Genomic DNA, 24,943 nt, shown 5'->3' on the forward strand with positions numbered 1-24,943 from the left:
TTGTTCCGGCTTCACTGTTGACGGCAGCCCGTCCCCCGGCCTGATCTGGCATAGGCGTCCCAGCCACGGTCCCGCCAGGGATCGGCTACGGGCGTCCGTTGAATCGATATCTGCGGATCGCTCGACAAGCCTTTGAGAAAACGAGGGTGATCCCGGTCATGGGGTACCGCGCCAGGCCCTGGGTCGGCGCGGGGCAGGGGGCTGTGCATGTCTCAACCGGCGCGTTGGCTCTGGGGCCTGGTCCCCTTGGGCCTGTTGTGGGGAGCCGGCAATTTCGCGCTCGATACCGCGATCGAGCGCGATGTCGGGCTGCGTGCCGAGCAGGCCGTCGCTGCGGTCGCCGGCACGACGCCTGGTGCCCGCCCGGTCGTTGCCCAGGTCGATGGCCGCGACGTCACCATCGGCGGCGAGGTCCTGTCGTCGGACGGCGCGAACAAGGCGATGGCCCGGCTGCATGGCGAATTCGGCGTGCGCCGGACGCTCGGCGGGCTGTCGCAGGTCGTCGCCCAGAAGCCCTATTCCTGGTTCGCCAGCCGCCAGTCCGACAACGTGACGCTCGGCGGCTTCGTGCCTGATCTCGAGACTGCGGCCGCCAACATGGCGGTGGCATCGGCAGCCTTGCCCGGCCTGCGGATCGACGATCGCCAGACCGTCGCCTTCGGCGCGCCCGAGGGCTTTGCCGCGATGGCGGTGGCGATGCTCGCCGAATTGCCGAAACTGGCATCGGGCCGCGTCGCCCTCGACGACGGCCGTTTCTGTATCGAAGGCAAGGCGGCCAGCTCGGATTCGTTCCTGGCCCTCGAAGCGGCGGTGGCACAGGCGGAGCGGCCGGGCTTCCGCTCCGTCAAATGCGATATCGAGCCGCCGACCGTGGCCCCCTATCGCTGGAGCGCCGAGCACGAGGCCGGCGCAGCATTGGTGATACGCGGCTTCTACCCCGATCAGGACGCGCGCAAGCAGATGCTCGCGGCGGCGCGGCAGGCCTTCGGCGCCGCGACCGCTCTTCGCGACGAGATGAAGCCGGCGCTCGGGGCGCCTTCGGCTTTCCTTGTAAAAGTGACGCGCGCGCTCGGCGATCTGGCGCGGCTTCGGCAAGGAAAAGCCGAGATCGACGGTGAGAATTACGCCCTGACCGGCAAGGGGCCCGAAACCTACGAGGCCTGCCAGGCCTTGCGCCTGCAGATCGCCCAGCTCGACGGGCCGGATTCGGTGGCTCGGGCTGCGATCGAATGTCCCCCGATGCCCTCGCTGCCGGTGCCGGTCGTCGTGCCGATGCCGGAGGTGCCCGGGCTGATCCTGCATGATGTGCTGCCCGCTTCGCCCAAGCCGCAGGGCTCTGCGTCCGCTCCGGCCCCAGCTCCTGCAACGCCGCAAGGCTCTGCCCCTCCGCCACCGGCAGGCACTCCGCCTGGGAGTACTCCGCCAGCGAGCACCCGGCTGGTGCCGCCCCCTGTGGTGGCGCCCGTGCCGCTGGACTGGAATGCGGTTCGCAGTGACAGCGGCCTGCGCCTGAACGGGAAGCTGCCGGACGAGGCGGCACGCACGAACCTGCTCGCCACGGTGCGGGGTCTCTTCGGCGAAGCGGCCGTCGAGGATCGCATGGTTGTGGAACCGGCCTTGCGCTCCGATCTCGACCTGCGGGCCTCGACCGCCTTTGCGCTCGAGGCGCTGTCGAAGCTCAGGACCGGCTCGGTGAGCATCCGCGACAAGGCCTTTGCCATTGCCGGCGAGGCTGCGGATGCCGCGAGCCTTGCGGCGCTGCGCGATCTGCTCGCACGCAATGCTCCCGCCGGCCTGGCATTGGCCGCCATGCCGGAGAGCGTCGTCGTGCGGCCGTACGGCCTGTCGCTATCGGCGGACCGGACCGGTTTGCGGCTCGCCGGATATCTGCCCGACCGAGCAGCGCAGGCTGCACTGCGGGCATTGGTCGCGGATTCCCCGCTGAAGGACCGCTTCGAGGACTCGACGACCCTCGTTCCGGGCGCTCCGGCCGGCTTTGCCGAGGCTGCCCGTACCGTCCTCGCCGACCTGCTGCGGCTCGATCTCGGTTCGGCCTCGATCGTTGACGACCGCGTGACTCTGCGCGGATTGACCTGCCGCGACCTGATCAGGAGCGAGATCGAGACCAGCGCCGCAACCGGCCTGCCACCGGGTTACAAGGCCGATGCGGTGGTGAGCCTGCGCCAGACCGGTTGCGTGGTCGATCCGCCGGCAAGCTGCCAGAACGATCTCGACGGGCTGACCAGGAGCAACACCGTTCTGTTCGGCCAGGGGACCTCGGTCGTCGAACTCGATGCCACGACCGAGCGCGTCATCAGCGAGGCTGCGGCCATTCTCAGGAAGTGCCCGGGCTCGCCCGTCGTGATCGAGGGGCACGCCAATCGCGATGGCGAGCGGCGCGGCTTCGACAATATGGATCTGTCGTTGCGCCGGGCGTTGCGCGTGCGCGACGAGCTGGCGCGGCGCGGTATCGAGACGGGCCAGCTTGCCGTCAAAGGCTACGGCAGCACCCGGCCGCTCGTGCCGCATGAGGCGCCGGAAGCACGAGCGATGAACCGCCGCGTGCAGTTCACCGTGGCGAAGTAGGAGTCCGACATGCTCTATCTCGCCAGCCAGTTCCTCTGGTTCCTGGTCGCCGCCTTTGGCCTCGGCTTCGCCATCGGCTGGATCAGCCATGACGGCGGCAAGGCACGCTTCTGGAGCGGCGCCTGGAGCGTGCTGGCCGCGTTCTGGATCGCCGGCGCCGCCGTCACTTGGCTCCAGCTCCTGAACGGCATGCCGGCGACCTGGGTCGAGACCGCGCTGCTGTTCACGGCGGCCTACTGGGCGGGTTGCGTCTGCGCGAGCCTTCTCCGCAAGCCAACCGCCCGACGGGCCTCGCAAGCTGACATCGCGCCGGTCGCGGCCGCCTCTTCGCCCGCGAAACCAAAGACTCAACTGCCGCCTGTCGAGAACGAGGCGGAGCTGCCCGGCCAGCGGCCGGCGGGGTTCGCTGCGGCCCGCGACGGCAAGGCCGATGACCTGAAGCTGATCAAGGGCATCGGCCGGCAGAACGAGGGCCGTCTGCATGGCCTCGGCATCTGGCATTTCGAGCAGATTGCCGGCTGGACGTCCGAGAACGTCGAATGGGTTGGCGGCTATCTCGCCTTTCCCGGCCGGATCGAGCGCGAGGACTGGGTCGGCCAGGCGAAGCTCCTGGCGGCGGGAACGGAGACCGAGTTCGCCAGGCGGGCCAAGGCGGGCGAGGTCGAAAGCTCGCGCGATGACGGCACGGCGGGGCAGAGCAATGTCGCCGACATCGCCGAGGATGGGCGTTCGAAATCCTGAAACGGATCAGCCGGCGCGCCGCTCGGCCCGCGCGACCAGCTTGCCGATCCGCCGGATCATGTCCTTCGTCCCGAGCAGCGGGGCATGGCCCTGTCCGGGGGCGGTGTAGATCTCGCAATCGGGATGGCGCTCCGCCATCTCCTCCAATGTCTTCTCCGCCAGGAGATCGGAATTGGCGCCGCGGATCGCCAGCATCGGCACGGTCTTGAGCGCGTCGAAATAGGTCCAGAGCACCGGCAGCGGCGCTTCGAGGTCGAGCTCTTCCAGCACCTTCATCAGCTTGACGTCGTAATCGGGCCTGAGGGCGCCGTCGCGATCCGTCCAGGTGCGGCGCGCCATCATCTCCCATTCCGCTTCGCCGAGGATCGGGAATTGCTGGTCGGAGAGCCGTTTCAGGATCTCCGCGCCTTCCTGGAAGCTCCGTGGAACAGGCAGCTTGCCGACATAGCCGCGGATGCGCAGCAGGCCGCGCGCGTCGATCACCGGGCCGACATCGTTGAAGATGACGCCGCGGATCAGGGCGGGGCGCGCCGCTGCCAGCGCCATGGTCAGGAGACCGCCGCGCGAGGTGCCGACGAAGATAGCCTGCTCGATCCCGCTTGCGACGAGCACCTGGACGAGATCGTCGAGCTCGATGCGGATATCGTAGTTCTTCCAGTCCCTGTCGTATTCCGACAGGCCGCGGCCGCGGTAGTCGAGCGCGAGCACGCGACGCGGCTTGTCCTCGTCCTGCGACAAGGCGAGCGCCAGTTCATGGAAGTCGGCAGCGGTGCGAGCGAAACCGGGCAGGCAGATGACCGGCAGCGTGGTCGCGGCGAGGGGCCCGTAATCGCGAAAATGCAGCTTGAGCCCGTCGCTGGCGCTGATGAAGCGGGAGGTGAAGCCGGTTTCGGACGTCATGGCGGACTCAAAGGCAGGCGCGGCGGGAGCGCACCTAACCATGGTCGCGCCGGGCATGAAAGCCGGCTTTCGGGATACTCCGGTTCAGGAGGAGCCCCAGCCGCGCAGCTTGGCAAGACAGTGATTGAACTGGGCGAGTTCCGCCGGTGTCAGAACCGAGAGGAAATCGCGCTCCATCTCCTCGCCGAGCTGGTCGGCCTCCTCGCGAATTGCTTCGCCCTGCGCTGTGAGATGCAGGGCGACGCGCCGCGCATCGGCGCTTTCCAGTTCGCGTTGGACCAGCCCTGCATCGACCAGCTTGCGCAGATGCTTGGAGACCAGCGTCTGCTCGATGAAGGTCGCTTCCGACAGGCTCCGGGATGAGAGCCCCGGTTGGTCGCCAATGGCCCGCATCACCCGCAATTCGCGGATATTGAGGCCGAGCCGCTCCTTGTAGACCTGCGAGGCCTTCGCCATCGCGGTCTGGCTCAACTGGTCGAGCCGGAAGGTCAGGAAGGAGTCGCGGACCATCTTACTCCCTTGCTCAGCCCTGCGCGCGCGTTCGGCTGGCCAGCCCGAGCGCGAGCAGGGAGACTGCCGTGCAAGCGAGGAGATAATAGGACGGAACCATGTCCGAGCCTGTCTTGGCCACCAGCCAGGTCAGGGTGAAGGGCGCGAGCCCGCCGAACAGCAGCACCACGACATTGTATGCGATCGACATGCCGGTCGAGCGCACCTGCGTCGGGAACATGCCGGCGAGTAGGCCCGGCGTCGGCGCCCAGATCGCGGCGATCGAAAGCGCGCAGATCGCCTGCGCGGTCAGGAGCCGCTCGAAGCTCGGCTGCGCCACGACATAGGCGAGCAGCGGATAGGAGAGCAGCGCGAAGCTCAGCATGCCCAGGAGCCAGATGCGGAAGGCGCTCCAGCGATCGGCGAGATGGCCCATGATCGGCACGAAGATGAAGAGCAGGATGCCGCCGATCAGCGAGCTCAGCATGGCGCTGGTGAAGGGCAATTTGAGCTGGCGGATCACATAGCCCGGCAGGAAGATGAACCAGACATAGTTCGAGGCCGTGCCGGGGATCATGATGCCGAAGCAGCGCAGCAGCGCGTTGCGGTGCTCGGCCAGCACGGTACGGAACGGCGTCTGGCCGGTGCTCTGCTTCGTATCCTTCTCGTATTCCGGGGATTCGTCGACGAAGCGGCGGATATAGAAGCCGAGCGGCGTGATCAGCGAGCCCAGCAGGAACGGGATGCGCCAGCCCCAGCCTTGCAGGGCTTCCGGCGTCAGCAGTGTCGCCAGCGCGTAGCCGGAGAAGGCGGCGAGCGCGAGTGCCAGCGCCTGCGAGCACATCTGGAAGCTGCCGAACATCATCTTGCGGCCGGGCGGGGCATATTCCACCAGCATGGCGGTGGCGGAGGCGAATTCGGCGCCGACCGAGATGCCTTGCAGGATGCGGGCGAGGATCACGAGGATGGGCGCGAGCATGCCGATCGTCGCATAGCCCGGCGTCAGCCCGATCAGCACGGTCGAGAACCCCATGATCAGGATCATCACCGTCAGGATCGGCTTGCGGCCGAAGCGGTCGGCATAGGTCGAGAGCAGCACGCCGCCGACCGGGCGGACGAGAAAGGAGATCGCGAAGGTCGCCGCCGTCAGCAGGGCCGAGACCAGCGGATCGGAGGTCGGGAAGAAGACCTGCGCGATCACCGTGGCGAAGAACCCATAGACCAGGAAATCATACCATTCGAGGCCGTTGCCGATCACCGATGAGATCACGGCGCGGCGGACCATGGCGGAGGAGCGCGGCGCGGCGCTCGGGATCGCGGCGGCGGTCATGCGTTGGCTCCGGTCTGGCGCTCGACGAGGCGGCACAGGATGCTGGCGCCGACGGGCAGCAGGCGGTCGTCGAAATCGAAGGTCGGGTGGTGGCACATCGCCCCGGGCTGGCCGAGGAAGATATAGGCGCCGGGCCATTGCCGCAGCATCAGCGCGAAATCGTCCGAGAAGGGCAGGGGCGTGAGATCGGTCTGCACATTGGCCTCGCCGAGAACCTGCCCTGCTGCAGTCGCTGCGGCCGCAGCGGCACGCGGGTCGTTGAGGCAGGGCGGGCAACTCGCCTTCTTGGTGCAGGTGATCGTGCAGCCCGACATCTGGGCGAAGCCGCGGCAGGCGGCATCGAGCTTGCCGACGATGCGTGCTTCCGTTTCCGGGTTGTAGGTGCGGATCGTGCCGCTCAGTTCGGCCGAGTCCGGGATGATGTTCGAGGCCGTGCCGACGACGAGCTTGCCGAGGCTGATCACGGCCGGCTGCATCGGGTCGACATGGCGGCCGACGATCGAGGAGATCTCGGTTGCGAGTCGCGCGGCGACCTGCAGTGGGTCGTCCGTCGTATGGGGCGCCGCGCCGTGGCCGCCCTTGCCCTTGATCGTGATCTCGAACACGGTCGTGCCGCTGAGCGTCGGGCCGGGGCGCACCGCGGCGGTGCCTTCCTGATAGAGCGGGATGGTGTGGAGCGCGTAGACCTCGGAGCAGGGGAAGCGCTCGAACAGCCCGTCGGCGATCATCCGCTCGGCGCCCTGGCCGATTTCCTCGGCGGGCTGGAAGATCAGATGAACCTTGCCGCGCTTGGGCGGATTGGCGGCGAGATGGCGGGCCGCGGCGAGCAGCATCACGGTATGGCCGTCATGGCCGCAGCCATGGAACTGGTTCTTGGTATTCGAGCGATAGTCGAGCCCGGTATCCTCTTCCATCGGCAGCGCATCCATGTCGGCGCGCAATCCGATGGTCGGTCCTTCTGCCGCGCCCTTGATGACGCCGACGAGCCCGGTGCCGCCGAGCCCGCGATGCACCTCGATGCCGAAGGAGGCAAGCGTCTTGGCGACGAACTCCGAGGTTCGGAATTCCTGGAAGGCGATTTCGGGATGGGCGTGAAGGTCGCGGCGCCAGGCCTCAAGCGTGGGCGCGAAATCGGCAATGTCCTGCAGCATCGAAATTCCTCCGCTGCCCTGCAGAAATAATTGAAAATTTCAAATATTGCAACCGGCAGGGAAGATCGTTGCTGGGCCTTTGGAGCGGCAATGGTTGTCATTCCGGGGCGCGTCGCAGGCGCGAACCCGGAACCCACGACTGGGTGGGACATTCAAGATTTGTTTGCAGTCGGCGTCGGCTCACCCAGTCGTGGGTTCCGGGTTCTTCGCTATGCGAAGCCCCGGAATGACAAGGGTGGTTTGAACACCCTCAGTCCCGCTTGCCGCCGCGCTTCAGGTCGTAGTCGATCAGATAGGCGGTGCGCTGGTTCAGGCGCTCGCGATAGACCTGCAGGTTCTCCATCACCCGCTGGACGTAGTTGCGCGTCTCGGAGAAGGGGATGCGCTCGACCCAGTCGACGGCGTCGACCTCCGGATCGCGCGGGTCGCCATAGGCGGCGATCCATTTCTTCACATTGGGCGAGCCGGCATTATAGGCGGCGAAGGTCAAGATATAGGAGCCGCGCCACTCCTTGAGCAGGTCGTTGAGATGGGCCGCGCCCATCCGCGCCGCATAGAGCGGGTCCTGGCCCAGTTTCTCCCAGTCGAAGGGCAGGCCGGCGCGGCGCGCCGTCTCGCGGGCCGTCGCCGGCATCATCTGCATCAGCCCGCGCGCGCCGGCATGCGACATCGCGGTCGGGTCGAAGGTGCTCTCCTGCCTTGCGATGGCATGGACGATGGCGCGCTCCATCGGATCGCCGAGCACGTCGAAATCCGGGATGCCGTTGACCGGATAGGCCGCCATGTCGAGCGGGAAGCCGCGTTGCAGGGCCGCCTTGCCGATGCCGACCAGCGCGCGCGCATCGGTCTCGCGCCGGGCAATCGCGGCGATCGCCTCCAGCGCCTCGGTGGTATGCAGGCGCTGCGCCAGGTCTTTCAGCATCAGCGTGGCGAGGTCGCGCTCGCCGATGCGGTAGAGCAGGCGCACGGCCTGGTGCCCCGGCAGGGTCTCGAGCCCGGCGGCGGCCGTGCGCCGCAAGGGCAGGCCGGGAAGCCCGAGCTTCGCCCGGGCGAGCTGCCCGTAATAGGCGATCGGCTGTTCCGCGGCCTTGCCATAGGCGGCTTTGGCCTCATCCGCCTTGCCAAGGTCCTCATAGGCGCGGCCCTGCCAATAGGCGGCACGCGCGACCGAGATCGGCGCTTCGGCGATGCCGGCGGCCGCGTCGAAATGCTTTAGCGCGACATCCGGCTTCTTGAGAAAGCGCAGCGCGACGAAGCCGGCACTCCATTCGGCCTCGATCCGCTCGGCCGCGTCCTCGGCGCCATGGCCGGAGGAAACTTCATAGGCCTTCTGCGGCTGGCCGGCATCGAGGAGCTTGCGCGCGATGATGCGCCGCTCTGCCCACCAGCCGTCGCCGTCGCCGAGCAGGGCCGGGTCGCGCGGGATCGCGGTCAGCGCCTTCACGGCATCGTCGAGCTTGTCGCCGCGGCGCGCCTGTTGCGCCTGCAGGAAGGCGAAGGAGACATCGCCACGCAGCGAGGCCGGTACGGCGGAAATCAGCTTCTCGGAGATCGGTCGGCGCGCCTTGGCACTCGCCAGCCGCGCCTTGGCCAGCACGACATAATCGGCCGAGACGCGGGCGGCATTGCGCAAAGCCGCCGGGCCGCTCTCCCGGAACAGGAAGCGCTCGGTGCGCAAGCGATGATCGTCCTTGGTCAGCGCCGCCTCGAAGTCCTTGAGCACGATCTTTTCGAGCGACTGCCCGAACGAATCCTTGCGCCAGCTCTGGCGGATGAGGTCGGCGGCCTCTTCCGCCTTGCCTTCCTCCTTGAGTGCGAGCGCCAGCGCGATCCGCCCGGATGGCGAGACGGGCTGCTGGCCATGGAAGAAGGCCCGCACGATCGCCGGGCTCTTCTTCTCTGCGATCAGCGCCTCCTCGGCGCGGCGTCGAAAACGGGTCGTGGCCGGATAGTTCGGATGATCGCGCAGGAAGGCGTCGATCCGCGTGAAGGGCACGGCGCCGGCATTGGCATGGATCGCCACCCATTCGAGCAGGGAGCGCGCGGACCGGTCGTCGATGCGCGCCGCGAGATCGTCGCCCTCGGCAAGCGCATTGCGACGATAGGCGGCCACAGCCGCCTTTACGGCCTCCGCATTGATCGGGCTTTCGCCACGCAAGGCGTCGGCGGGGTAGGGCGGCAGCGCGCTTGTCGTCTCGACATCGCCGAGCATGGCGAGCTTGCGCTGGCTGGCGAGCATGCCGTCGTCGCCCGCCTGCGTCGTCGAGGCGGAGAGCAGGGCAGGCAGCAACAGGCCGATCAGTCTCCTCGCGGCGGCAGGCGGGGCCATGGCGCGGCTCCTGGCTGGAGCATCGGATCGAAAAGTGGAGCCCACCTTTCGGAACAATCCGATGCCGAACAAAGAACTAGATCGCCACCTCGCGCCGTCAGGGCGCATGGCGATCTAGGGCGATCATCAAGGGATGGTCGGGGAAGGCAGTTTATGAAGGCTTAACTATGAGGCCACGCATTTTCATGACTTGCCGGCTTTGCCTTGGCGAGACGACGGTTTATGTGTGGCGGCCCCGTAACCCGCGTTTTCGTCCCAGGATCGTCCCATGACCAAGCACATTGCCTTTACCGGCTCGATGCCCGCTCTGGTCACGCCGTTCAAAGCCGGCAAGGTCGACGAGACGACGCTGCGCGCGCTGGTCGATTGGCAGATCGGCAATGGCTCGACCGGGCTCGTGCCCGTCGGCACCACCGGCGAGAGCCCGACACTGTCGCATGACGAGCACAAGCGCGTCGTTGAGATCGTCATCGATCAGAACAAGGGCCGCGTCCCGGTCATCGCCGGCGCCGGCTCGAACAACACGATCGAGGCGATCGACCTCGCCGTCCATGCCGAGAAGGCCGGCGCCGATGCCGTGCTGGTGGTGACGCCCTATTACAACAAGCCGACCCAGGAGGGCATGTACCAGCACTTCAAGGCGGTGAACGATGCGATCGGGATTCCGATCATCATCTACAACATCCCGCCGCGCTCGGTGGTGGACATGTCGGTCGAGACGATGACGCGGCTCTACGAGCTCAAGAACATCGCCGGCGTGAAGGACGCCACCGCCAATCTTGCGCGCGTCTCCCAGCAGCGCCACGCCATGGGGCCGGATTTCATCCAGCTCTCGGGCGAGGACATGACCGCGCTGTCCTATATGGCGGCCGGCGGCCATGGTTGCATCTCGGTCGTCGCCAATGTCGCGCCGCGCCTCTGCGCCGACCTGATGGAATCCGTCCAGAAGGGCGACTATGCCGGGGCGCTGAAGGTGCAGGACCGGCTGGTGCCGCTGCATGACGCGATCTTCAAGGAGCCCGGCCTCGCCGGCGCCAAGCACGGTCTCGCGCTGCTCGGCCGCATCGAGGAGGAGGTTCGCCTGCCACTGATGCCGGTGACCCCGGCGACGGGCAAGGTCATTCGCGAGGCCATGGTTTTCGCCGGGCTGTTGAATGCCTAGATAGGTTAGGGTGGCCGCGCCGGACACGCGCGGTCATTCACTCGCCGTTCGCGGCGGGTGGAAGAATGATAAGATCGGTCTTTTCAGAGGCTTGAGTGCCGGCTTCGAATCGGCTTCTCAGGCTCTGCTTGCGCCGGTCGCACAATATGGATTCAGCGGAACGGCATGAAGAAACCTGACCCGGAGCGCTATCGCCTGGCAGCGGATAACCGCAAGGCGCGCTTCAATTACGAGATCAAGGAAACCGTGGAGGCGGGCATCGCCTTGCAGGGCACCGAGATCAAGTCGCTGCGCGGCGGAAGGGCGACGATCGGAGAGAGCTATGCCGGCCCGATGGGGACGGAGCTCTTTCTGTTCAACGCCCATATTCCGGAATATCTGGAGGCGAACCGCTTCAATCACGAGGTTCGTCGGCCGCGGAAGCTCCTGCTTCACCGGCGGGAGATCAACAAGCTGATGGGCGCGGTCCAGCGCGAGGGCATGGCCCTGATCCCGCTCAAGGTCTACTTCAACGACAAGGGCAGGGCGAAGGTTGAACTCGGCCTCGGCAAGGGCAAGAAGCTCCACGACAAGCGCGAGACCGAGAAAGAGCGCGACTGGAACCGCGACAAGCAGCGTTTGCTCAAGACGGGCGGGTAAATCCGTGTTTCCAAAATAGCGCGTGGGGATCCCCTCTCCTTACAGGAGAGGGGATCCCGCGCTCTGCTGAAATAACATTCCGCTCACCCCTCGACCGGCTCGTCGCCCTGGCGGATACCGTAGCGCCGCTCCAGCGACGGGTTGCCGGGAGTGCCCGGTGCGGCGCCGGCCCCCGTGCGATTGGCGCGCTCGGCCGGGTCGCGGCCGATCTTCTGCATGAGCTGGGCGAGGTCGACGAATTCGTCGCATTGCCGACGCAACTCGTCGGAGACCATCGGCGGGTTGGTCGAGATCGTCGAGACCACCGAGACCTTGACGCCCTTGCGCTGTACCGCCTCGACCAGCGGCCGGAAATCGCCGTCACCGGAGAACAGGTAGATCTGGTCGAGATGCGACGCGAGCTCCAGCATCTCGATCGCCAGCTCGATATCCATGTTGCCCTTGACGCGGCGCCGGCCAGTGGCGTCGGTGAACTCCTTCGCCGCCTTGGTGATGACCCGGTAGCCGTTGTAGTCGAGCCAGTCGACCAGCGGCCTGATCGAGGAATACTCTTCGCTTTCCACCAATGTGGTGAAATAGAAGGCTCGGATCAGGTTGCCGCGGCTTTGGAACTCCCGCAGCAGGCGCCGATAGTCCATGTCGAAGCCGAGCTGCTTTGAAGTCGCGTAGAGATTGGCGCCGTCGATGAACAGCGCGATGCGCGGTGCGGCGCTCATGGCAATCACTCCTGCTAAAATATCTTTAGGTATGAAAATGGGCACAAAACGCGTTCTAACAATGTCGTTTTGCGACTGAAATTTGACAAGTTACAAGGAGCGGCCGTGGCACACTGACGCAGTTCGGTTTTCCGTTACGTCAGGGCCGCAGGCGCGCCGGATTGCCGACCGCGGTGCCGCCTGCCGGCACGTCGCACGTGACCACGCTGCCCGCGCCGATGATGGCATCGTCCCCGATCGTGACGCCGGGCAGGATGATCGCGCCGCCGCCGATCCAGACATTGCTGCCGATGCTGACGGGGCGTCCGAATTCCAGCATCTGCCGGCGCTGGCCGGGATCGCGCGGATGATCGGCGGTCAGAATCTGCACGCCGGGGCCGATCTGCGTGCCGTCGCCGATGGTGACCGCGACGACGTCGAGGATGATGCAGTTGAAGTTGAGGAAGACGCCGTCGCCGAGGCTGATATTGTAGCCGTAGTCGCAATGGAAGGGCGGGCGGATGACGACGCCGCGCCCGACATGGCCGAAGGCCTCCTGCATAAGCGGTAGCCGCGCTTCCGGCGTCGCACCGGTTGCGTTGAAACGCTCCATCCAGGCGCTGATGCGGCGATTATCGGCGATGAGTTCCGGGCTGTCGGCGCGATAGAGCTCGCCGGCCAGCATCTTGTCCTTCTCGCTGCGCATCGCGGCCTCCGCGCCGTTCAGCCTTTGCCCTTCGGGAATTCCAGCCCCATCTCGCGATAGCGCTCCGGGTCGTCGCTCCAGTTCTCGCGCACCTTCACGAACAGGAAGAGATGGACCTTGGCCTCGGCCGCCTCGGCGATCTCGACGCGCGCCTTCTGGCCGATCGCCTTGATTGTCTGGCCGCCTTCGCCGAGCACGATCTTCCGCTGGCCTTCGCGCTCGACATAGATCGTCTGCTCGATGCGGACGGAGCCGTCCGGCTTCTGCTGCCAGCTCTCGGTTTCGACGGTGGAGCGATAGGGCAGTTCGTCATGCAGCCGCTCGAACATCTTCTCGCGGGTGATCTCGGCGGCGAGGAAGCGCAGGGGCGCATCCGAGATCTGGTCTTCCGGATACAGCCAGGGGCCGAGCGGAAGGCGCTTCTCCAGCCAGGCCAGGATGTCCTTGACGCCGTAGCCGGTCAGCGCCGCGATCATGAACGTGTTTTCGAACTGTCCCTGCTCATTCACCGCTGCGGTGATGGCGAGCAGCTTGTCCTTCGGCACCGTGTCGATCTTGTTGAGGATCAGGAATTTCGGCTGCTTCAGCTCGGCGAGCTTCTCGAACAGCGCCGTATTTTCCTCGTGGTCGAAGCGCGCGACATCGACGAGGACGCCGATCAGGTCGGCATCGGTGGCGCCGCCCCAGGCACTCGTCACCATCGCGCGGTCGAGCCGGCGCTTGGGCGCGAAGATGCCGGGCGTATCGACGAAGATGACCTGCGCTGTGCCGGCGAGCGCGATGCCGCGCACCTGCGTGCGCGTCGTCTGCACCTTGCGCGAGACGATCGAGATCTTGGCGCCGACGAGCTGGTTGAGCAGGGTCGACTTGCCGGCATTGGGCGCGCCGATCAGCGCGACGAAGCCGCAGCGCGTGGCTTGGTCGGATTCAGACATTGTCGCCTTCCGGGTTGTCGTTCCATAGGCCCTCTCGCCTGAGAAAGGCTTCGGCCGCGGCCTGCTCGGCCAGTCGCTTGGAAGGGCCGCGCGCCTCGGCGTCGGCAAGCCCCGTGATCTTCGCCGCGACGACGAAGACGGGCGCATGGTCGGGGCCGGAGCGGCCGCGCTCGCTATAGGTCGGCGTCGGGTAGCCCTTGCCTTGCGCCCATTCCTGCAGCGCGGTCTTGGCGTCGCGTAACGGTCGGACCGGCTTCAGCATGCGTTCGCCGAAGGCGCGCTCGATCAGCGCGCGCGCCGCCTCGTAGCCGCCATCGATGAAGACCGCGCCGATGATCGCCTCGCAGGCATCGGCCAGGATCGCCTTGTTCTTGCGGGCGCCGCCGAGAATCTCGCCTTCGCCGAGCCGCATGAACTGGCCGAGATTCCAGCCTTCGGCCACCTCCGCGCAGGTCTCCTTGCGCACGAGATCGGCGAGTCGGCGGGAGAGATTGCCTTCCTCCGACTGCGGAAACTGTCGAAACAGCAATTCGGCGACCGAAAGGCCGAGCACGCGATCGCCGAGAAATTCGAGGCGCTGGTAGCTCGCCAGTCGCGAGTCCTCGGCGCTCATATGGGTCAGCGCCGTCGCGAGCAGGCCCTGGTCCGCGAAACGATGCCCGAGCACGGCCTCGAGCCGCGCCGTATCCGGGGCCTTACGCCCGCCGTCGCCCACCTTGCTCACTTGATGGAGCTGAACAGGCGGCTCCAGCGAACCGTGGAGGGCCATTCCCAGATCTTCCAGGCCGAGGCGCCGTCCTCGATCGAGAAGAAGATGATCTCGGCTCGCCCGACGAAATTCTCGAACGGCACGAAGCCGACGCTGCGGTCACGCGAGTCGAGCGAATTGTCGCGGTTGTCGCCCATCATGAAGAAATGGCCGGGCGGCACGATGAAGACCTGCGTGTTGTCGAAGGTGCCGGTATCGCCCTCGCGCTCGATGATCTGGTGGCTGACGCCGTTGGGCAGGGTCTCGCGATACTGGATCACCGGAGCGCTGCGGCCCCAGTTGTCGGTCGTGACGAAATCGCCGATGCGCTCGCGCTTCACGGGCGTGTTGTTGATGTGCAGGATGCCGTCGATCATCTGGATGCGGTCGCCGGGCAGGCCGATGACGCGCTTGATGTAGTCGGTCGAATTGTCGCTCGGCAGCTTGAACACGGCGATGTCGCCGCGCTTCGGCTCGGCCGCCCAGACCCTCCCTGAGAACAGCGGCGGGCTGAACGGGATCGAGTGCTTGGAATAGCCGTAGGTGTATTTCGACACGAACAGATAGTCGCCGATCAGCAACGTCGGAATCAGCGAGCCGGACGGGATGTTGAAGGGCTGGAAGAGCAGGGTGCGGATGACGAGCGCGATGAGCAGCGCCTGGACGACGACCTTGATCGTCTCGAGGACGCCGCCCTCTTCCTTGGCCGCCTTGCTTTTGCTGTCGACGTCGTTGGCCACGCGGGCGCTCCTGAGGCTGCGATCCTGCGCGCGGTCTAGCCGACTATCGCGCCTGCGACAACGCGCAAGAGCGGGAGGGGGAGGGGATCGGCGGATGGCGCATGCGAATCGAGAATGGGAGAGTGGCGATATCAGGGCGGCTTTTGCCCCGGACGCAGATTGACGGCCCGGATTTTCGCCAACAGCATCACGATCGCGCGTAAATGGGGGAATCATTCATGAGCACGAAGAAATTAGCCGCCGAAGCCATCGGCACATTCTGGCTGACCTTCGCGGGTTGCGGCAGCGCGGTCATCGCCGCGGGATTTCCGAATGTCGGTATCGGGTTGCTCGGCGTTTCGCTGGCGTTCGGCCTCACGGTCGTGACGATGGCCTATGCGATCGGCCATATCTCCGGCTGCCATCTCAACCCGGCGGTGACGGTCGGCCTCGCGGCCGGCGGGCGCTTCCCGGCGGGCCAGGTCGTTCCTTATATCATTGCGCAGGTGGTCGGCGCCGTCGTGGCGGCCGCCGTTCTCTACCAGATCGCCAGCGGCGCGCCGGGCTTCGATCTTGCCGGCGGCTTCGCCTCGAACGGCTATGCCGAGCATTCGCCCGGCAAGTACAACCTCGTCTCGGCCTTCCTCATGGAAGTCGTGATGACCATGATGTTCCTCTTCATCATCATGGGCTCGACCCATGGCAAGGCGCCGGCCGGCTTCGCCCCGCTGGCGATCGGCCTCGGTCTCTGCCTGATCCATCTCGTCAGCATCCCGGTGACCAACACCTCGGTGAACCCGGCCCGCAGCACCGGTCCGGCGCTCTTCGTCGGCGGCTGGGCGCTGCAGCAGCTCTGGCTGTTCTGGCTGGCGCCTCTGATCGGCGGCGTGCTTGGCGGCGTGATCTATCGCTGGCTGAGCAACGAGCCGGAAGGCGAAATCACCGGCCGCTGAGCGGCAGGGCAGGCAGCTAATATCTAAATAGCCGCCGTCGTTCCGAGGCATCGCCAGGCGGTGCTCCGGAATGGCGGCGGCTTCTGCTTGAAGCGAGGGGCCTCAGGCGATCGGCCGAGCCTCGATCACCACGAAAGCCTGCGCCAAAGGCGGGTCGTCCGTCAGTGAGACATGGACGAAGGCCTCATGGCCCGGCGGGGTCATGGCCTTCAGCCGCTCCGCTGCGCCGCCGGTGAGGCGCAGTGTCGGGCGCCCGCCCGGGAGGTTGACCACCTCCATGTCGCGCCAGAAGACACCGGCGCGCAAGCCGGTTCCCAGCGCTTTCGAGCAGGCCTCCTTGGCGGCGAAGCGGCGGGCATAGGAGGCGGCGCGGGTCGCGCGCCGGTCCGATTTCGTCCGCTCGCCTTCGGTGAAGACACGTTCGGTGAAACGCTCGCCGAAGCGTTCGAGCGAGCGCTCGATTCGGCGGATGTCGCAGAGGTCGGAGCCGATGCCGAGGATCATGCTCGCGATGTAGCGCGCTTTTCGCCCGACAGGAACCGCTTCCGGAAATGGAAAGGCGGGGAGCGGTGGTTCAGCCCCCGGCGCGACCTTCGTCCATCGCCTGCCGCATCCGGCGGATCGCCGCTTCGAGGCCGATGAAGATCGCTTCGCCGATCAGGAAATGGCCGATATTGAACTCGACGAATTCCGGCACGGCAGCGAGCGTTCGCGCCGTGTCGTAGTCGAGCCCGTGCCCGGCATGGACTTCGAGGCCGAGCCTGGCTCCGAGCGCCGCGCCGTTCGCCAGGCGCTGGAATTCCGCTTCCGCCTTGGTCGTCTCGCCGTCGATGACGGCATGGCACCAGCTCCCGGTATGCAGTTCGATGACCGGCGCGCCGAGCTTGGCAGCCATCGCGATCGGCGCCTCGTCCGGCTCGATGAACAGCGACACGCGGCAGCCGGCGGCCTTCAACCGGGCGATCGCCGGCATCAGGTGGCTCTCCTGCCCGACGACATCGAGCCCGCCCTCCGTGGTGCGTTCCTCGCGCTTCTCCGGCACCAGGCAGGCCGCATGCGGCTTCAGCCGCTCCGCCAGCGCGATCATTTCGGGGGTGGCGCCCATCTCGAAATTGAGCGGCCTGCTCAATTCGGTGGCGAGGCGTTCCATGTCGGCGTCGCGGATATGGCGGCGGTCCTCGCGCAGGTGGGCGGTGATGCCGTCCGCGCCGGCGGCAATCGCGAGGTGCGCGGCCCGGACCGGATCGGGCAGGGCGCCTCCGCGCGCGTTTCGCACCGTGGCGACGTGGTCGATATTGATGCCAAGACGCAGCCGATCGGCCATGGTGCCCCCCTGTGTTCTTGCGTCCTGCTTAGACGAAAGCAGCGCATTGGCTCAATGCAGGGATTGTGATGCCGGGCTCACGAATTGTGATCGGTCCGGCGAGGGGCGAAAACACCGCGATTCGATTAAGCGGAATAAGCGCTCCTCGTGAAGGTAATCGTAACCGAAACTCCGTAGCGTCGGCATCCGACATTGCAGAATTCGCTTGAGCCGATGCAACTACCACTGAAGAACGCGGCTTTTCAGACCGATGTCCTGCCGGACAGGCGTGACAGCCATCAGCCGCCCGAGCGGGCGCTCGGCCGCGTCATTGCCTGCGACGGCTCGCGGGCCACGATTCTGAGCGCGGTTTCGACCAGTGGCTGGCTGGCGGGCGATGCCTGGGCCATCGGCCGTATGGTGTCGATCAACCTGGGTCCGAGCCGTATCGTCGCGCTGGTCTACAAGCTGCAGGCCGTCGACGACGCCTGGAGCGAGGCGGAGGAGAACCCGATCCGGGTCGAGGTGGAGTTTCTCGGCGAGGTGCTGGAAAGCGCCGAGGGTCGGCTGCGTTTCCAGAGCGGCATCAGCAGCTTTCCGCCGATCGGCGCGATCGCCCATCGCATCCGCTCCGGCGATCTCGCGCTCGTGCACGACCTCGGCGACCGCGCCGGCGTCGAGATCGGCCATGTGACGCAGGATGCGAGCATTCCCGCGACCGTCAGCGTCCAGGACATGCTCTCGCGCCATTTCGCTCTGGTCGGGACCACCGGCGTCGGCAAGTCGAGCGCGGTTGCGCTGCTGCTGCGCCGTGCCGTCTCGGTGCGGCCGCGCCTGCGTGTGCTTATCCTCGACCCGCACAACGAATACTCCAGCGCCTTTCCCGATCTGGCGCTGACCATCGACGGCGAAAGCCTCGATCTGCCCTTCTGGATGTTCAAGCAGGACGAGCTGGCCGATGTCGTGTTCCGGGGCCGCGCCGCCCTCGACGACGAGCCGGACATCCTGCGCGAGGTTGTTTCGGCCGCACGGGCGCGTTACCGTATGCCCAATGCGCAGGACAGGGCGCGCGATCTCGGCTCGAGCCTGTTGAAGCGTCCGCTGGATCTCGGCGTCTCGCGCCAGTCGGTCGATACACCGCAGGCCGGGCCTGCCGATGCGGCCACCCCCTATCGGCTGAAGGACGTCTTCACGGTCATCGACGAGCTGATCGGCCTGCATGAGCAGCGCTGGCCCCGCGCTGCGCTGCGCTCGCTCAAGGTGCGGCTGGAATCGCTGCATGCCGATCCGCGCTATCGCTTCATGTTCGGGCGGGCGAACATGTACGAGACCGTCGCGCCGATCCTGGCCCAGGTCTTCCGCATCCCGATGCATGGCCGGCCGATCACGGCGTTCCAGCTTGGCGGCTTGCCGGGCGAGGTCGTGAATGCGGTGGCCTCGGTGCTGTCGCGCCTGGCCTTCGATCTCGCCACCGCCAGTCAGGGCGCCTGCGAGATCCTGGTGTTGTGCGAGGAGGCGCATCGCTATGTCCCCTCAGACCCCTCGCTCGGCTTCTCTCCGACGCGCCAGGCCCTTGCCCGCATCGCCAAGGAAGGCCGCAAATACGGCGCCTATCTCGGCATCGTGACGCAGCGTCCCGGCGAGCTCGATCCGACCATCCTGTCGCAATGCTCGACCATCTTCGCGATGCGGCTGGCCAACGAGCGCGACCAGCAGATCATCCGCTCGGCGATCTCCGACGCATCCGCCAGCACGATCAATTTCCTGTCCTCGATCGGCAATCGCGAGGCGATCGCCTTTGGCGAAGGTGTCGCCACCACGATGCGGATGCGCTTCGCCGAGCTCAAGCCGCACGAGCTGCCGGCGATGGGCGCGCGCGGCGGCGAGGTCACGAGCCGGTTCGAGCCGACGCTGGACGACATGGTGCGCCGCATGGGCTCCTGACACGGCGCCGGCAGCGAGTGAAATTCTTGCATCGCTGTGGCTTTGCCTGTAAGGCCGTGCTCAATCCATTCCCTGCATCGCTGAGATCGGAAGAAGCCGGCCATGGCTCGCGTTACCGTTGAAGACTGCATCGACAAGGTCGAGAACCGCTTCGAGCTGGTGCTGCTCGCCAGCCACCGCGCGCGGATGATCCAGTCGGGCTCGTCTATCCTCGTCGCCCGCGATAACGACAAGAATCCCGTCGTCGCGCTGCGCGAGATCGCCGACGAGAAGCTCAAGCCCGAGGATCTGAAGGAAGATCTGATCCACTCGCTGCAGAAGCATGTCGAGGTCGATGAGCCGGAGCTGGAGACCGTTCCGTTGCTCGCCAGCCCCGCCAGCGCTGCGACCCCCGACAGCGAAGTCCAGTTCGACCGGATGAGCGAAGAGGACCTTCTGCGCGGCCTCGACGGCCTCGTGCCGCCGACCGAGAGCGCCGACGACGAGGATTGATCCTCAGAGCATCGTCCCGAAAAGTGGCACGCGGTTTTCGGACAAAGCCGATGCAAAACTAAAGAGCCGAGAAAACCGTGGCATCGATCGGATGTGAATCGATTGTTCACCGTTTCCCACTAAAGCCCGGCATTGCCGGGCTTTTTTCATGGCCCCCATCCGGAAAACGCCTTGCTGCCGCCAATGCCTGTGCAAATAATAATAAGTTGCAATGATCGCAGGATGAGGTTGGGGCCCGCATGGGCATGATGCGGCAATATGAGCTCGTTGACCGGGTCAGGAGCTACAATCCGAATACCGACGAGGACCTGCTCAACCGGGCCTATGTCTATGCCATGCGCGCCCATGGCACGCAGAAGCGCGCCTCCGGCGATCCGTTCTTCGCGCATCCCCTCGAAGTCGCGGCGATCCTGACCGACCTCAAGCTCGACGATGCCACCATCGTCGCCGCCGTCCTGCACGACACGGTCGAGGACACGACCGCGACGCTGGAAGAGATCGAGAGCATGTTCGGGCCGGATATCCGCCGGCTGGTCGATGGTCTCACCAAGATCAAGAAGCTCGACCTCGTCTCGAAGAAGGCGGCGCAGGGCGAGAATTTCCGCAAGCTGCTGCTCGCCATCGCCGAGGATATCCGCGTCCTGCTGGTCAAGCTCGCCGACCGTTTGCACAACATGCGCACCCTGCATTTCGTCCCGCCCGAGAAGCGCCTGCGCATCGCCGAGGAGACGATCGAGATCTATGCCCCGCTCGCCGGGCGGATGGGCATGCAGGAACTGCGCGAGGAGCTGGAGGAACTCTCCTTCCGCCATATCAAGCCCGAGGCCCATGCCACCGTGACCAAGCGGCTGGAGGAGGTGACCGTGCGGGAGGGCAAGGTCATCGGCGAGATCGAGGAGGACCTGAAGGAGAAGCTTGCCGCCAGCGGCATCCGGGCCGAGGTTTTCGGGCGCCGCAAGCGGCCCTATTCGATCTGGAAGAAGATGGAACGGAAATCCGTCTCCTTCGAGCAGCTCTCCGACATCTTCGGCTTCCGCGTCATCGTCGCGAAGCCGGAGGATTGCTACCGCGTGCTCGGCATCGTCCACATGACCTGGCCGATGGTGCCGGGCCGTTACAAGGACTACATCTCGACGCCCAAGCAGAACGATTACCGCTCGATCCATACCACCGTCGTCGGGCCCGGCCACAGCCGCGTCGAATTGCAGATCCGCACCGACAACATGGACCGCATCGCCGAATACGGCATCGCCGCGCATGCCCATTACAAGGATGGCCGGGCCGGCGAGCCGATCAGCCTGGCTGACGAGAGCCGCGCCTATCAATGGCTGCGCCGCACCGTCGACCTGCTGGCCGAGGGCGACAGCCCGGAAGAGTTCCTCGAGCACACCAAGCTCGAGCTCTTCCACGACCAGGTCTTCTGCTTCACGCCGAAGGGCAGGCTCATCGCCCTGCCGCGCGGCGCGACGCCGATCGACTTCGCCTATGCCGTCCATACCGATGTCGGCAACGGCGCCGTTGGCGCCAAGATCAACGGCCGCATCGCCCCGCTGCTGACCGAGTTGCAGAACGGGGACGAGGTCGAGATCACCCGCGCCGACGGGCAGGCCCCGCCGGCCGCCTGGGAATCGCTCGTCGTCACCGGCAAGGCCCGCGCCGCGATCCGCCGCGCCACCCGCACCGCGGTCCGCCGCCAATATGCCGGCCTCGGCCGCCAGATTCTCGAACGCGCCTTCTCGCGCGCCGAGCGCGCCTTCTCGGATGACAAGCTCAAGGCGGCGCTGAAGCGCCTCGCCCGCAACACCGTGGACGACGTGCTCGCGGCGGTCGGGCGCGGCGAGATGTATTCGGGCGACGTGGTCAAGGCGGTCTACCCGGACCTCGAACCGGAGAAGCGCGGTTCGGCCGAGGGCAAGCCGGGCGCCGCTGCCGATGGCAAGGGCTGGTTCGAATTGCGCAAGGGCGAGAACCTCAAGTTCAAATTGCCGGGCGAGGAGCCGGACACCGCCATTCCGATCCGCGGCCTTGGCGGCGACCTGCCGGTGCGCTTCGCGCCGCAGGGCGGGGCCGTGCCGGGCGACCGCATCGTCGGCATCCTGACGCCGGGCGAGGGGGTGACGATCTATCCGATCCAGTCGCCGGCGCTTGCCGCCTTCGACAACGAGCCGGATCGCTGGCTCGATGTCCGCTGGGACCTGGACGACAAGGCACCGCAGCGATTCCCCGCCCGCATCACCCTGAAATCGATCAACGAGCCCGGCTCGCTCGCTCAGATCACCACGACGATCGCGGAGCATGACGGCAACATCGACTCGGTTTCGATGAACCGGCCGAACCCGGACTTCACCGACGTCACCATCGACCTCACGGTCTGGGACCTGAAGCACCTCTCGGCGATCATCAGCGAATTGCGCGAGAAGCGCGTGATCAGCCGGGTGGAGCGCGTCGTCGGGTAGGGCGGAAGGGCGGCAACCGCCGGGCCATTCTTGGCAGGAACCACCTTTGTCATTCCGGGGCTTCGCGCAGCGAAGAACCCGGAACCCACGACCGGGTGAGCGGGCAACAACCGGGGCACAGAATGCCGCACCTCGTCGTGGGTTCCGGGTTCGCGCCTGTGGCGCGCCCCGGAATGACAAAGGGGACGAGGTTCTTGCAGACGCTACTAGACCTAACCCCGGAACGCCGCCGCCAGTTCGCGCACGAAGGCGCCTGCGCGCGGCGTCGCAACATTGCTCCTGAGCACGACCTGCGATCCGCCGAGCGACGGCAGGCCCCATGCGGGCCCGACATCCACTGCTCCTGTCGGTGCGATCCGCGCGGCGAGCGGCGAGACGCCGAGACCGACCTGCACAGCCGCCGCGACCGCCGCCATCCCGCCGCCGACGAAGGCCTCGCGCCAGGCGATGCCGGCACGGTCCAATATGTCCATGCTGTGCCGGCGCAGGCGGCATTCGGCGACGAGGCTCACCAAGGGCACGGGCGTATCGGCCTGCCGCACCAGATCGGGTGCTGCGAACCAGCCGACGGCATCCTCGCGCAGGACTTCCCCGGTTCGCCCCGCCGCGAGCCGGCGGACAATCACGACATCGAGCTCGCCGCGTTCGAACGCTTCTTCCAGCATCCGCGACGGCTCGATCCGGAGATTGATGACGATGCCGGGATCATGGGCGGTCAGGCGCGCCAGCACCGCCGGAACCTCGGCGCCGACAGCCTGTTCGCTGATGCCGACCGCGATATGCTCCGGCGCAACCGCAAAGGCCGCGAGCGCTTTGCCATGCGCCGCCAGCAAGTCGCGAGCGGCCGGCAGGAAGCGCTCGCCCTCGGTCGTCAATCGGACGAGTCGCGGATGCCGCTGCAGCAGCAGGCGCCCGAGCCCGTCTTCCAGCCGCTTCACCCGCGTGCTGACCAGCGATTGGGTCGTGCCAAGCGCCTCTGCGGCGCGGGTGAAGCTCTTCAGCTCGGCCGCGCGCAGGAAGGAGGCGACGGCGTCGATATCCAGAGTGCTCATACATCATAATACCATATCATTGATATCATCATAGATGCGATTTTCAGATCATAAGAGCTGACCTAGGGTGCTCCTCGAAAGGCGCTGTCGCGCCTAAACAAGGAAACGAGCCATGCCCCTGATCCGGATTTCCATGCGCCGCGGCCGCCCGGCTTCCGAGCCTGCCGCCATTATCGACGGCGTCTACAAGGCGCTGCGCGAGACCTTCGAGGTTCCCGAGAAGGATCTCTTCGCGATCGTCCACCAGCACGACGCCGACGAGTTCGTCTTCGATGCCAACTATTTCGGCTTCAACCGCAGCGAGAACCTGGTGATCATTCAGCTCACCGTCGCCAATACCCGCGGCGTGACGCAGAAGAAGAAGCTCTATGCGGCTATCGCGGCGAACCTCGCCCGCGAACCCGGCCTGAGGCCCGACGACGTCTTCATCAACCTCGTCGAGGTCAAGCGCGAGGACTGGTCCTTCGGCGGCGGCGTCGCGCAATATGTGGCGTGAGGCTCCTCGGTTGGCTTCCGAAACACGCCGTCATCCCGGGCGACCGAAGGGAGACCCGGGATCCATTCCGGAGCGATTCCGAAAAAGGTTCAGGCATGGATCCCGGATCTCCGCTTCGCTGCGTCCGGGATGACCCGCGTTTCCAAACAAAAGCGGGAGCCCTGCGAATCGCCCATCGTCCCGTGGCTGGAAACGAGCGCATGAAATTGCGGTCCCGCGCTTCCCGCCCTAAATCCTGTCCTCATGGAATGGACCGACGAGGGCACGATCATCGGCCTCAAGGCTCATGGCGAGAGCGCCGTGATCCTGGAGGCGATGACGCGCGATCACGGCCGCCATCTCGGCCTCGTCAGGGGCGGGCGCTCGGCCAAAGCGCAAGCCTCGCTTCAACCCGGTAACAGCGTCTCGCTGACCTGGCGCGCCCGGCTCGACGAGCATCTCGGCGAGTACAAGGTCGAGCTCCTGACCTCCCATGCCGCCCGCCTGATCGCCGCGCCGGTCGCGCTCTACGGACTCGGCACGATCGCCGGCCTGCTGCGTCTCCTGCCGGAGCGCGATCCGCATCCCGGCCTCCATGAAGGGCTTTCCGTCCTTGTCGCCCATCTCGACGAGGCGGAGATGGCGCCGGCGCTGGTCATCCGCTTCGAACTGGCGATGCTCACCGAGCTGGGCTTCGGGCTCGATCTGGCGCGCTGCGCCGTCACCGGCTCGCCTGACGATCTCAGCCATGTCTCGCCGAAATCCGGGAAGGCCGTCAGCCGCCCGGCGGCGCAACCCTATCTCGATCGCCTGTTGAAGCTGCCATCGTTCCTCGTCGAGGGGCAGGGCGGAAGACGCCCGACACCGGCCGACATCCTCTCCGGCTTCGCCCTGACCGGATTCTTCCTGCGCCGCCACATCCTTGAACCGCGCGGCCTGCGCGAGCCGCCGGAGCGGGCGCGACTGGTCGAATTGGCGACGCGCGCTGCGGCGAATTCGCCCTCGGCCGAATCATCCACCGACTAAGCGCGAAATAGCGGCTTCCGCGTTTGCGCGGGCCGCTTCGTACCTGCATTGTTCTGGCGGGGCGACTCGCGCTGTGCCATAGAGCATTGCGCGAAAAAGTGGGTACCGGTTT

At 66.3% G+C, this 24,943-nt stretch carries 23 protein-coding genes; 10 read left to right on the forward strand and 13 right to left on the reverse strand.

Translation table 11 applies throughout. From position 1 onward, the window contains the following. Window positions 1-207: 207 nt before the first annotated feature. Window positions 208-2,586, forward strand: coding sequence for an OmpA family protein (locus tag ACWIEX_RS07380; RefSeq protein ID WP_454032437.1), 2,379 nt, complete (start codon window positions 208-210; stop codon window positions 2,584-2,586). Between the two features lie 9 nt (window positions 2,587-2,595). After that, on the forward strand, window positions 2,596-3,327 hold the full coding sequence (locus tag ACWIEX_RS07385; protein WP_454032438.1) for a hypothetical protein: 732 nt from the start codon (window positions 2,596-2,598) through the stop codon (window positions 3,325-3,327). A 6-nt stretch (window positions 3,328-3,333) separates the two neighbouring features. Here the strand turns inward: ACWIEX_RS07385 and ACWIEX_RS07390 are convergent, their stop codons facing one another. The 5 genes from ACWIEX_RS07390 to ACWIEX_RS07410 all read right to left on the reverse strand — a co-directional run bounded on the left by ACWIEX_RS07390 (window position 3,334) and on the right by ACWIEX_RS07410 (window position 9,526). Next, a complete protein-coding gene (locus ACWIEX_RS07390; RefSeq protein WP_454032439.1) occupies window positions 3,334-4,227 on the reverse strand; it encodes an alpha/beta fold hydrolase in 894 nt (297 codons plus the stop codon). Window positions 4,228-4,311: 84 nt separating this feature from the next. Further along, the gene (locus ACWIEX_RS07395; RefSeq protein WP_454032440.1) at window positions 4,312-4,737 is read right to left on the reverse strand and encodes a MarR family winged helix-turn-helix transcriptional regulator; all 426 of its coding nucleotides are present in this window, start codon (window positions 4,735-4,737) and stop codon (window positions 4,312-4,314) included. Between the two features lie 13 nt (window positions 4,738-4,750). Continuing rightward, on the reverse strand, window positions 4,751-6,046 hold the full coding sequence (locus tag ACWIEX_RS07400; protein ID WP_454032441.1) for an MFS transporter: 1,296 nt from the start codon (window positions 6,044-6,046) through the stop codon (window positions 4,751-4,753). Continuing rightward, window positions 6,043-7,197 carry an amidohydrolase gene (locus ACWIEX_RS07405; RefSeq protein ID WP_454032442.1) on the reverse strand — a complete coding sequence of 385 codons (1,155 nt, stop codon included), beginning with the start codon at window positions 7,195-7,197 and terminating at the stop codon, window positions 6,043-6,045. Before ACWIEX_RS07405 ends, ACWIEX_RS07400 begins: the two co-directional genes overlap by 4 nt. Window positions 7,198-7,447: 250 nt before the next feature. Further along, on the reverse strand, window positions 7,448-9,526 hold the full coding sequence (locus tag ACWIEX_RS07410; protein WP_454032443.1) for a lytic transglycosylase domain-containing protein: 2,079 nt from the start codon (window positions 9,524-9,526) through the stop codon (window positions 7,448-7,450). A gap of 268 nt (window positions 9,527-9,794) precedes the next feature. On the opposite strand from ACWIEX_RS07410, the gene dapA reads away from it, so the two are divergent. Then, window positions 9,795-10,688 carry a 4-hydroxy-tetrahydrodipicolinate synthase gene (gene dapA, locus ACWIEX_RS07415; protein WP_454032444.1) on the forward strand — a complete coding sequence of 298 codons (894 nt, stop codon included), beginning with the start codon at window positions 9,795-9,797 and terminating at the stop codon, window positions 10,686-10,688. A gap of 165 nt (window positions 10,689-10,853) precedes the next feature. Then, window positions 10,854-11,327 (forward strand): SsrA-binding protein SmpB, encoded by a 474-nt coding sequence (smpB, locus tag ACWIEX_RS07420; protein ID WP_454032445.1) that lies wholly within the window; start codon window positions 10,854-10,856, stop codon window positions 11,325-11,327. Between the two features lie 83 nt (window positions 11,328-11,410). Here the strand turns inward: smpB and ACWIEX_RS07425 are convergent, their stop codons facing one another. From ACWIEX_RS07425 to lepB, 5 genes are all read right to left on the reverse strand, one after another. After that, window positions 11,411-12,043, reverse strand: coding sequence for a LabA-like NYN domain-containing protein (locus ACWIEX_RS07425; protein WP_454032446.1), 633 nt, complete (start codon window positions 12,041-12,043; stop codon window positions 11,411-11,413). A 139-nt stretch (window positions 12,044-12,182) separates the two neighbouring features. Then, window positions 12,183-12,728 carry a sugar O-acetyltransferase gene (locus tag ACWIEX_RS07430; protein WP_454032447.1) on the reverse strand — a complete coding sequence of 182 codons (546 nt, stop codon included), beginning with the start codon at window positions 12,726-12,728 and terminating at the stop codon, window positions 12,183-12,185. A gap of 17 nt (window positions 12,729-12,745) precedes the next feature. Further along, a complete protein-coding gene (era, locus tag ACWIEX_RS07435) occupies window positions 12,746-13,663 on the reverse strand; it encodes a GTPase Era (protein WP_454032448.1) in 918 nt (305 codons plus the stop codon). Further along, entirely contained in the window at window positions 13,656-14,432 is a 777-nt protein-coding gene (rnc, locus tag ACWIEX_RS07440) for a ribonuclease III (protein WP_454032449.1), read from the reverse strand. Before rnc ends, era begins: the two co-directional genes overlap by 8 nt. Next, window positions 14,384-15,151 (reverse strand): signal peptidase I, encoded by a 768-nt coding sequence (gene lepB, locus ACWIEX_RS07445; RefSeq protein WP_454032450.1) that lies wholly within the window; start codon window positions 15,149-15,151, stop codon window positions 14,384-14,386. Before lepB ends, rnc begins: the two co-directional genes overlap by 49 nt. Window positions 15,152-15,369: 218 nt before the next feature. Here lepB and aqpZ point away from each other — a divergent pair, with 218 nt between their 5' ends. After that, window positions 15,370-16,083, forward strand: coding sequence for an aquaporin Z (gene aqpZ / locus ACWIEX_RS07450; RefSeq protein ID WP_061964104.1), 714 nt, complete (start codon window positions 15,370-15,372; stop codon window positions 16,081-16,083). A gap of 102 nt (window positions 16,084-16,185) precedes the next feature. Here aqpZ and acpS read toward each other — a convergent pair whose 3' ends face one another. Beyond that, a complete protein-coding gene (acpS, locus tag ACWIEX_RS07455; RefSeq protein ID WP_454032451.1) occupies window positions 16,186-16,587 on the reverse strand; it encodes a holo-ACP synthase in 402 nt (133 codons plus the stop codon). A 70-nt stretch (window positions 16,588-16,657) separates the two neighbouring features. After that, window positions 16,658-17,407, reverse strand: a complete 750-nt coding sequence (locus ACWIEX_RS07460; protein ID WP_454032452.1) for a pyridoxine 5'-phosphate synthase — start codon at window positions 17,405-17,407, stop codon at window positions 16,658-16,660. A 213-nt stretch (window positions 17,408-17,620) separates the two neighbouring features. Between ACWIEX_RS07460 and ACWIEX_RS07465 the strand changes: the two genes are divergently transcribed. The 3 genes from ACWIEX_RS07465 to ACWIEX_RS07475 all read left to right on the forward strand — a co-directional run bounded on the left by ACWIEX_RS07465 (window position 17,621) and on the right by ACWIEX_RS07475 (window position 22,278). Then, complete coding sequence (locus ACWIEX_RS07465; protein WP_454032453.1) at window positions 17,621-19,330, forward strand: ATP-binding protein; 1,710 nt, start codon at window positions 17,621-17,623, stop codon at window positions 19,328-19,330. Between the two features lie 102 nt (window positions 19,331-19,432). After that, window positions 19,433-19,822 carry a DNA-directed RNA polymerase subunit omega gene (gene rpoZ, locus ACWIEX_RS07470; RefSeq protein WP_454032454.1) on the forward strand — a complete coding sequence of 130 codons (390 nt, stop codon included), beginning with the start codon at window positions 19,433-19,435 and terminating at the stop codon, window positions 19,820-19,822. A 245-nt stretch (window positions 19,823-20,067) separates the two neighbouring features. Then, window positions 20,068-22,278, forward strand: coding sequence for a RelA/SpoT family protein (locus ACWIEX_RS07475; RefSeq protein WP_454033477.1), 2,211 nt, complete (start codon window positions 20,068-20,070; stop codon window positions 22,276-22,278). A gap of 212 nt (window positions 22,279-22,490) precedes the next feature. Here ACWIEX_RS07475 and ACWIEX_RS07480 read toward each other — a convergent pair whose 3' ends face one another. Continuing rightward, the gene (locus tag ACWIEX_RS07480) at window positions 22,491-23,330 is read right to left on the reverse strand and encodes a LysR family transcriptional regulator (protein ID WP_454032455.1); all 840 of its coding nucleotides are present in this window, start codon (window positions 23,328-23,330) and stop codon (window positions 22,491-22,493) included. 112 nt (window positions 23,331-23,442) lie between these two features. On the opposite strand from ACWIEX_RS07480, the gene ACWIEX_RS07485 reads away from it, so the two are divergent. Beyond that, window positions 23,443-23,826: a tautomerase family protein gene (locus tag ACWIEX_RS07485; RefSeq protein ID WP_454032456.1), complete on the forward strand. Its 384-nt coding sequence runs from the start codon at window positions 23,443-23,445 to the stop codon at window positions 23,824-23,826. Between the two features lie 243 nt (window positions 23,827-24,069). Next, window positions 24,070-24,831, forward strand: coding sequence for a DNA repair protein RecO (gene recO, locus ACWIEX_RS07490; RefSeq protein ID WP_454032457.1), 762 nt, complete (start codon window positions 24,070-24,072; stop codon window positions 24,829-24,831). Window positions 24,832-24,943: the final 112 nt, after the last annotated feature.

It is taken from the genome of Allobosea sp. NPDC055353 (assembly GCF_053644975.1).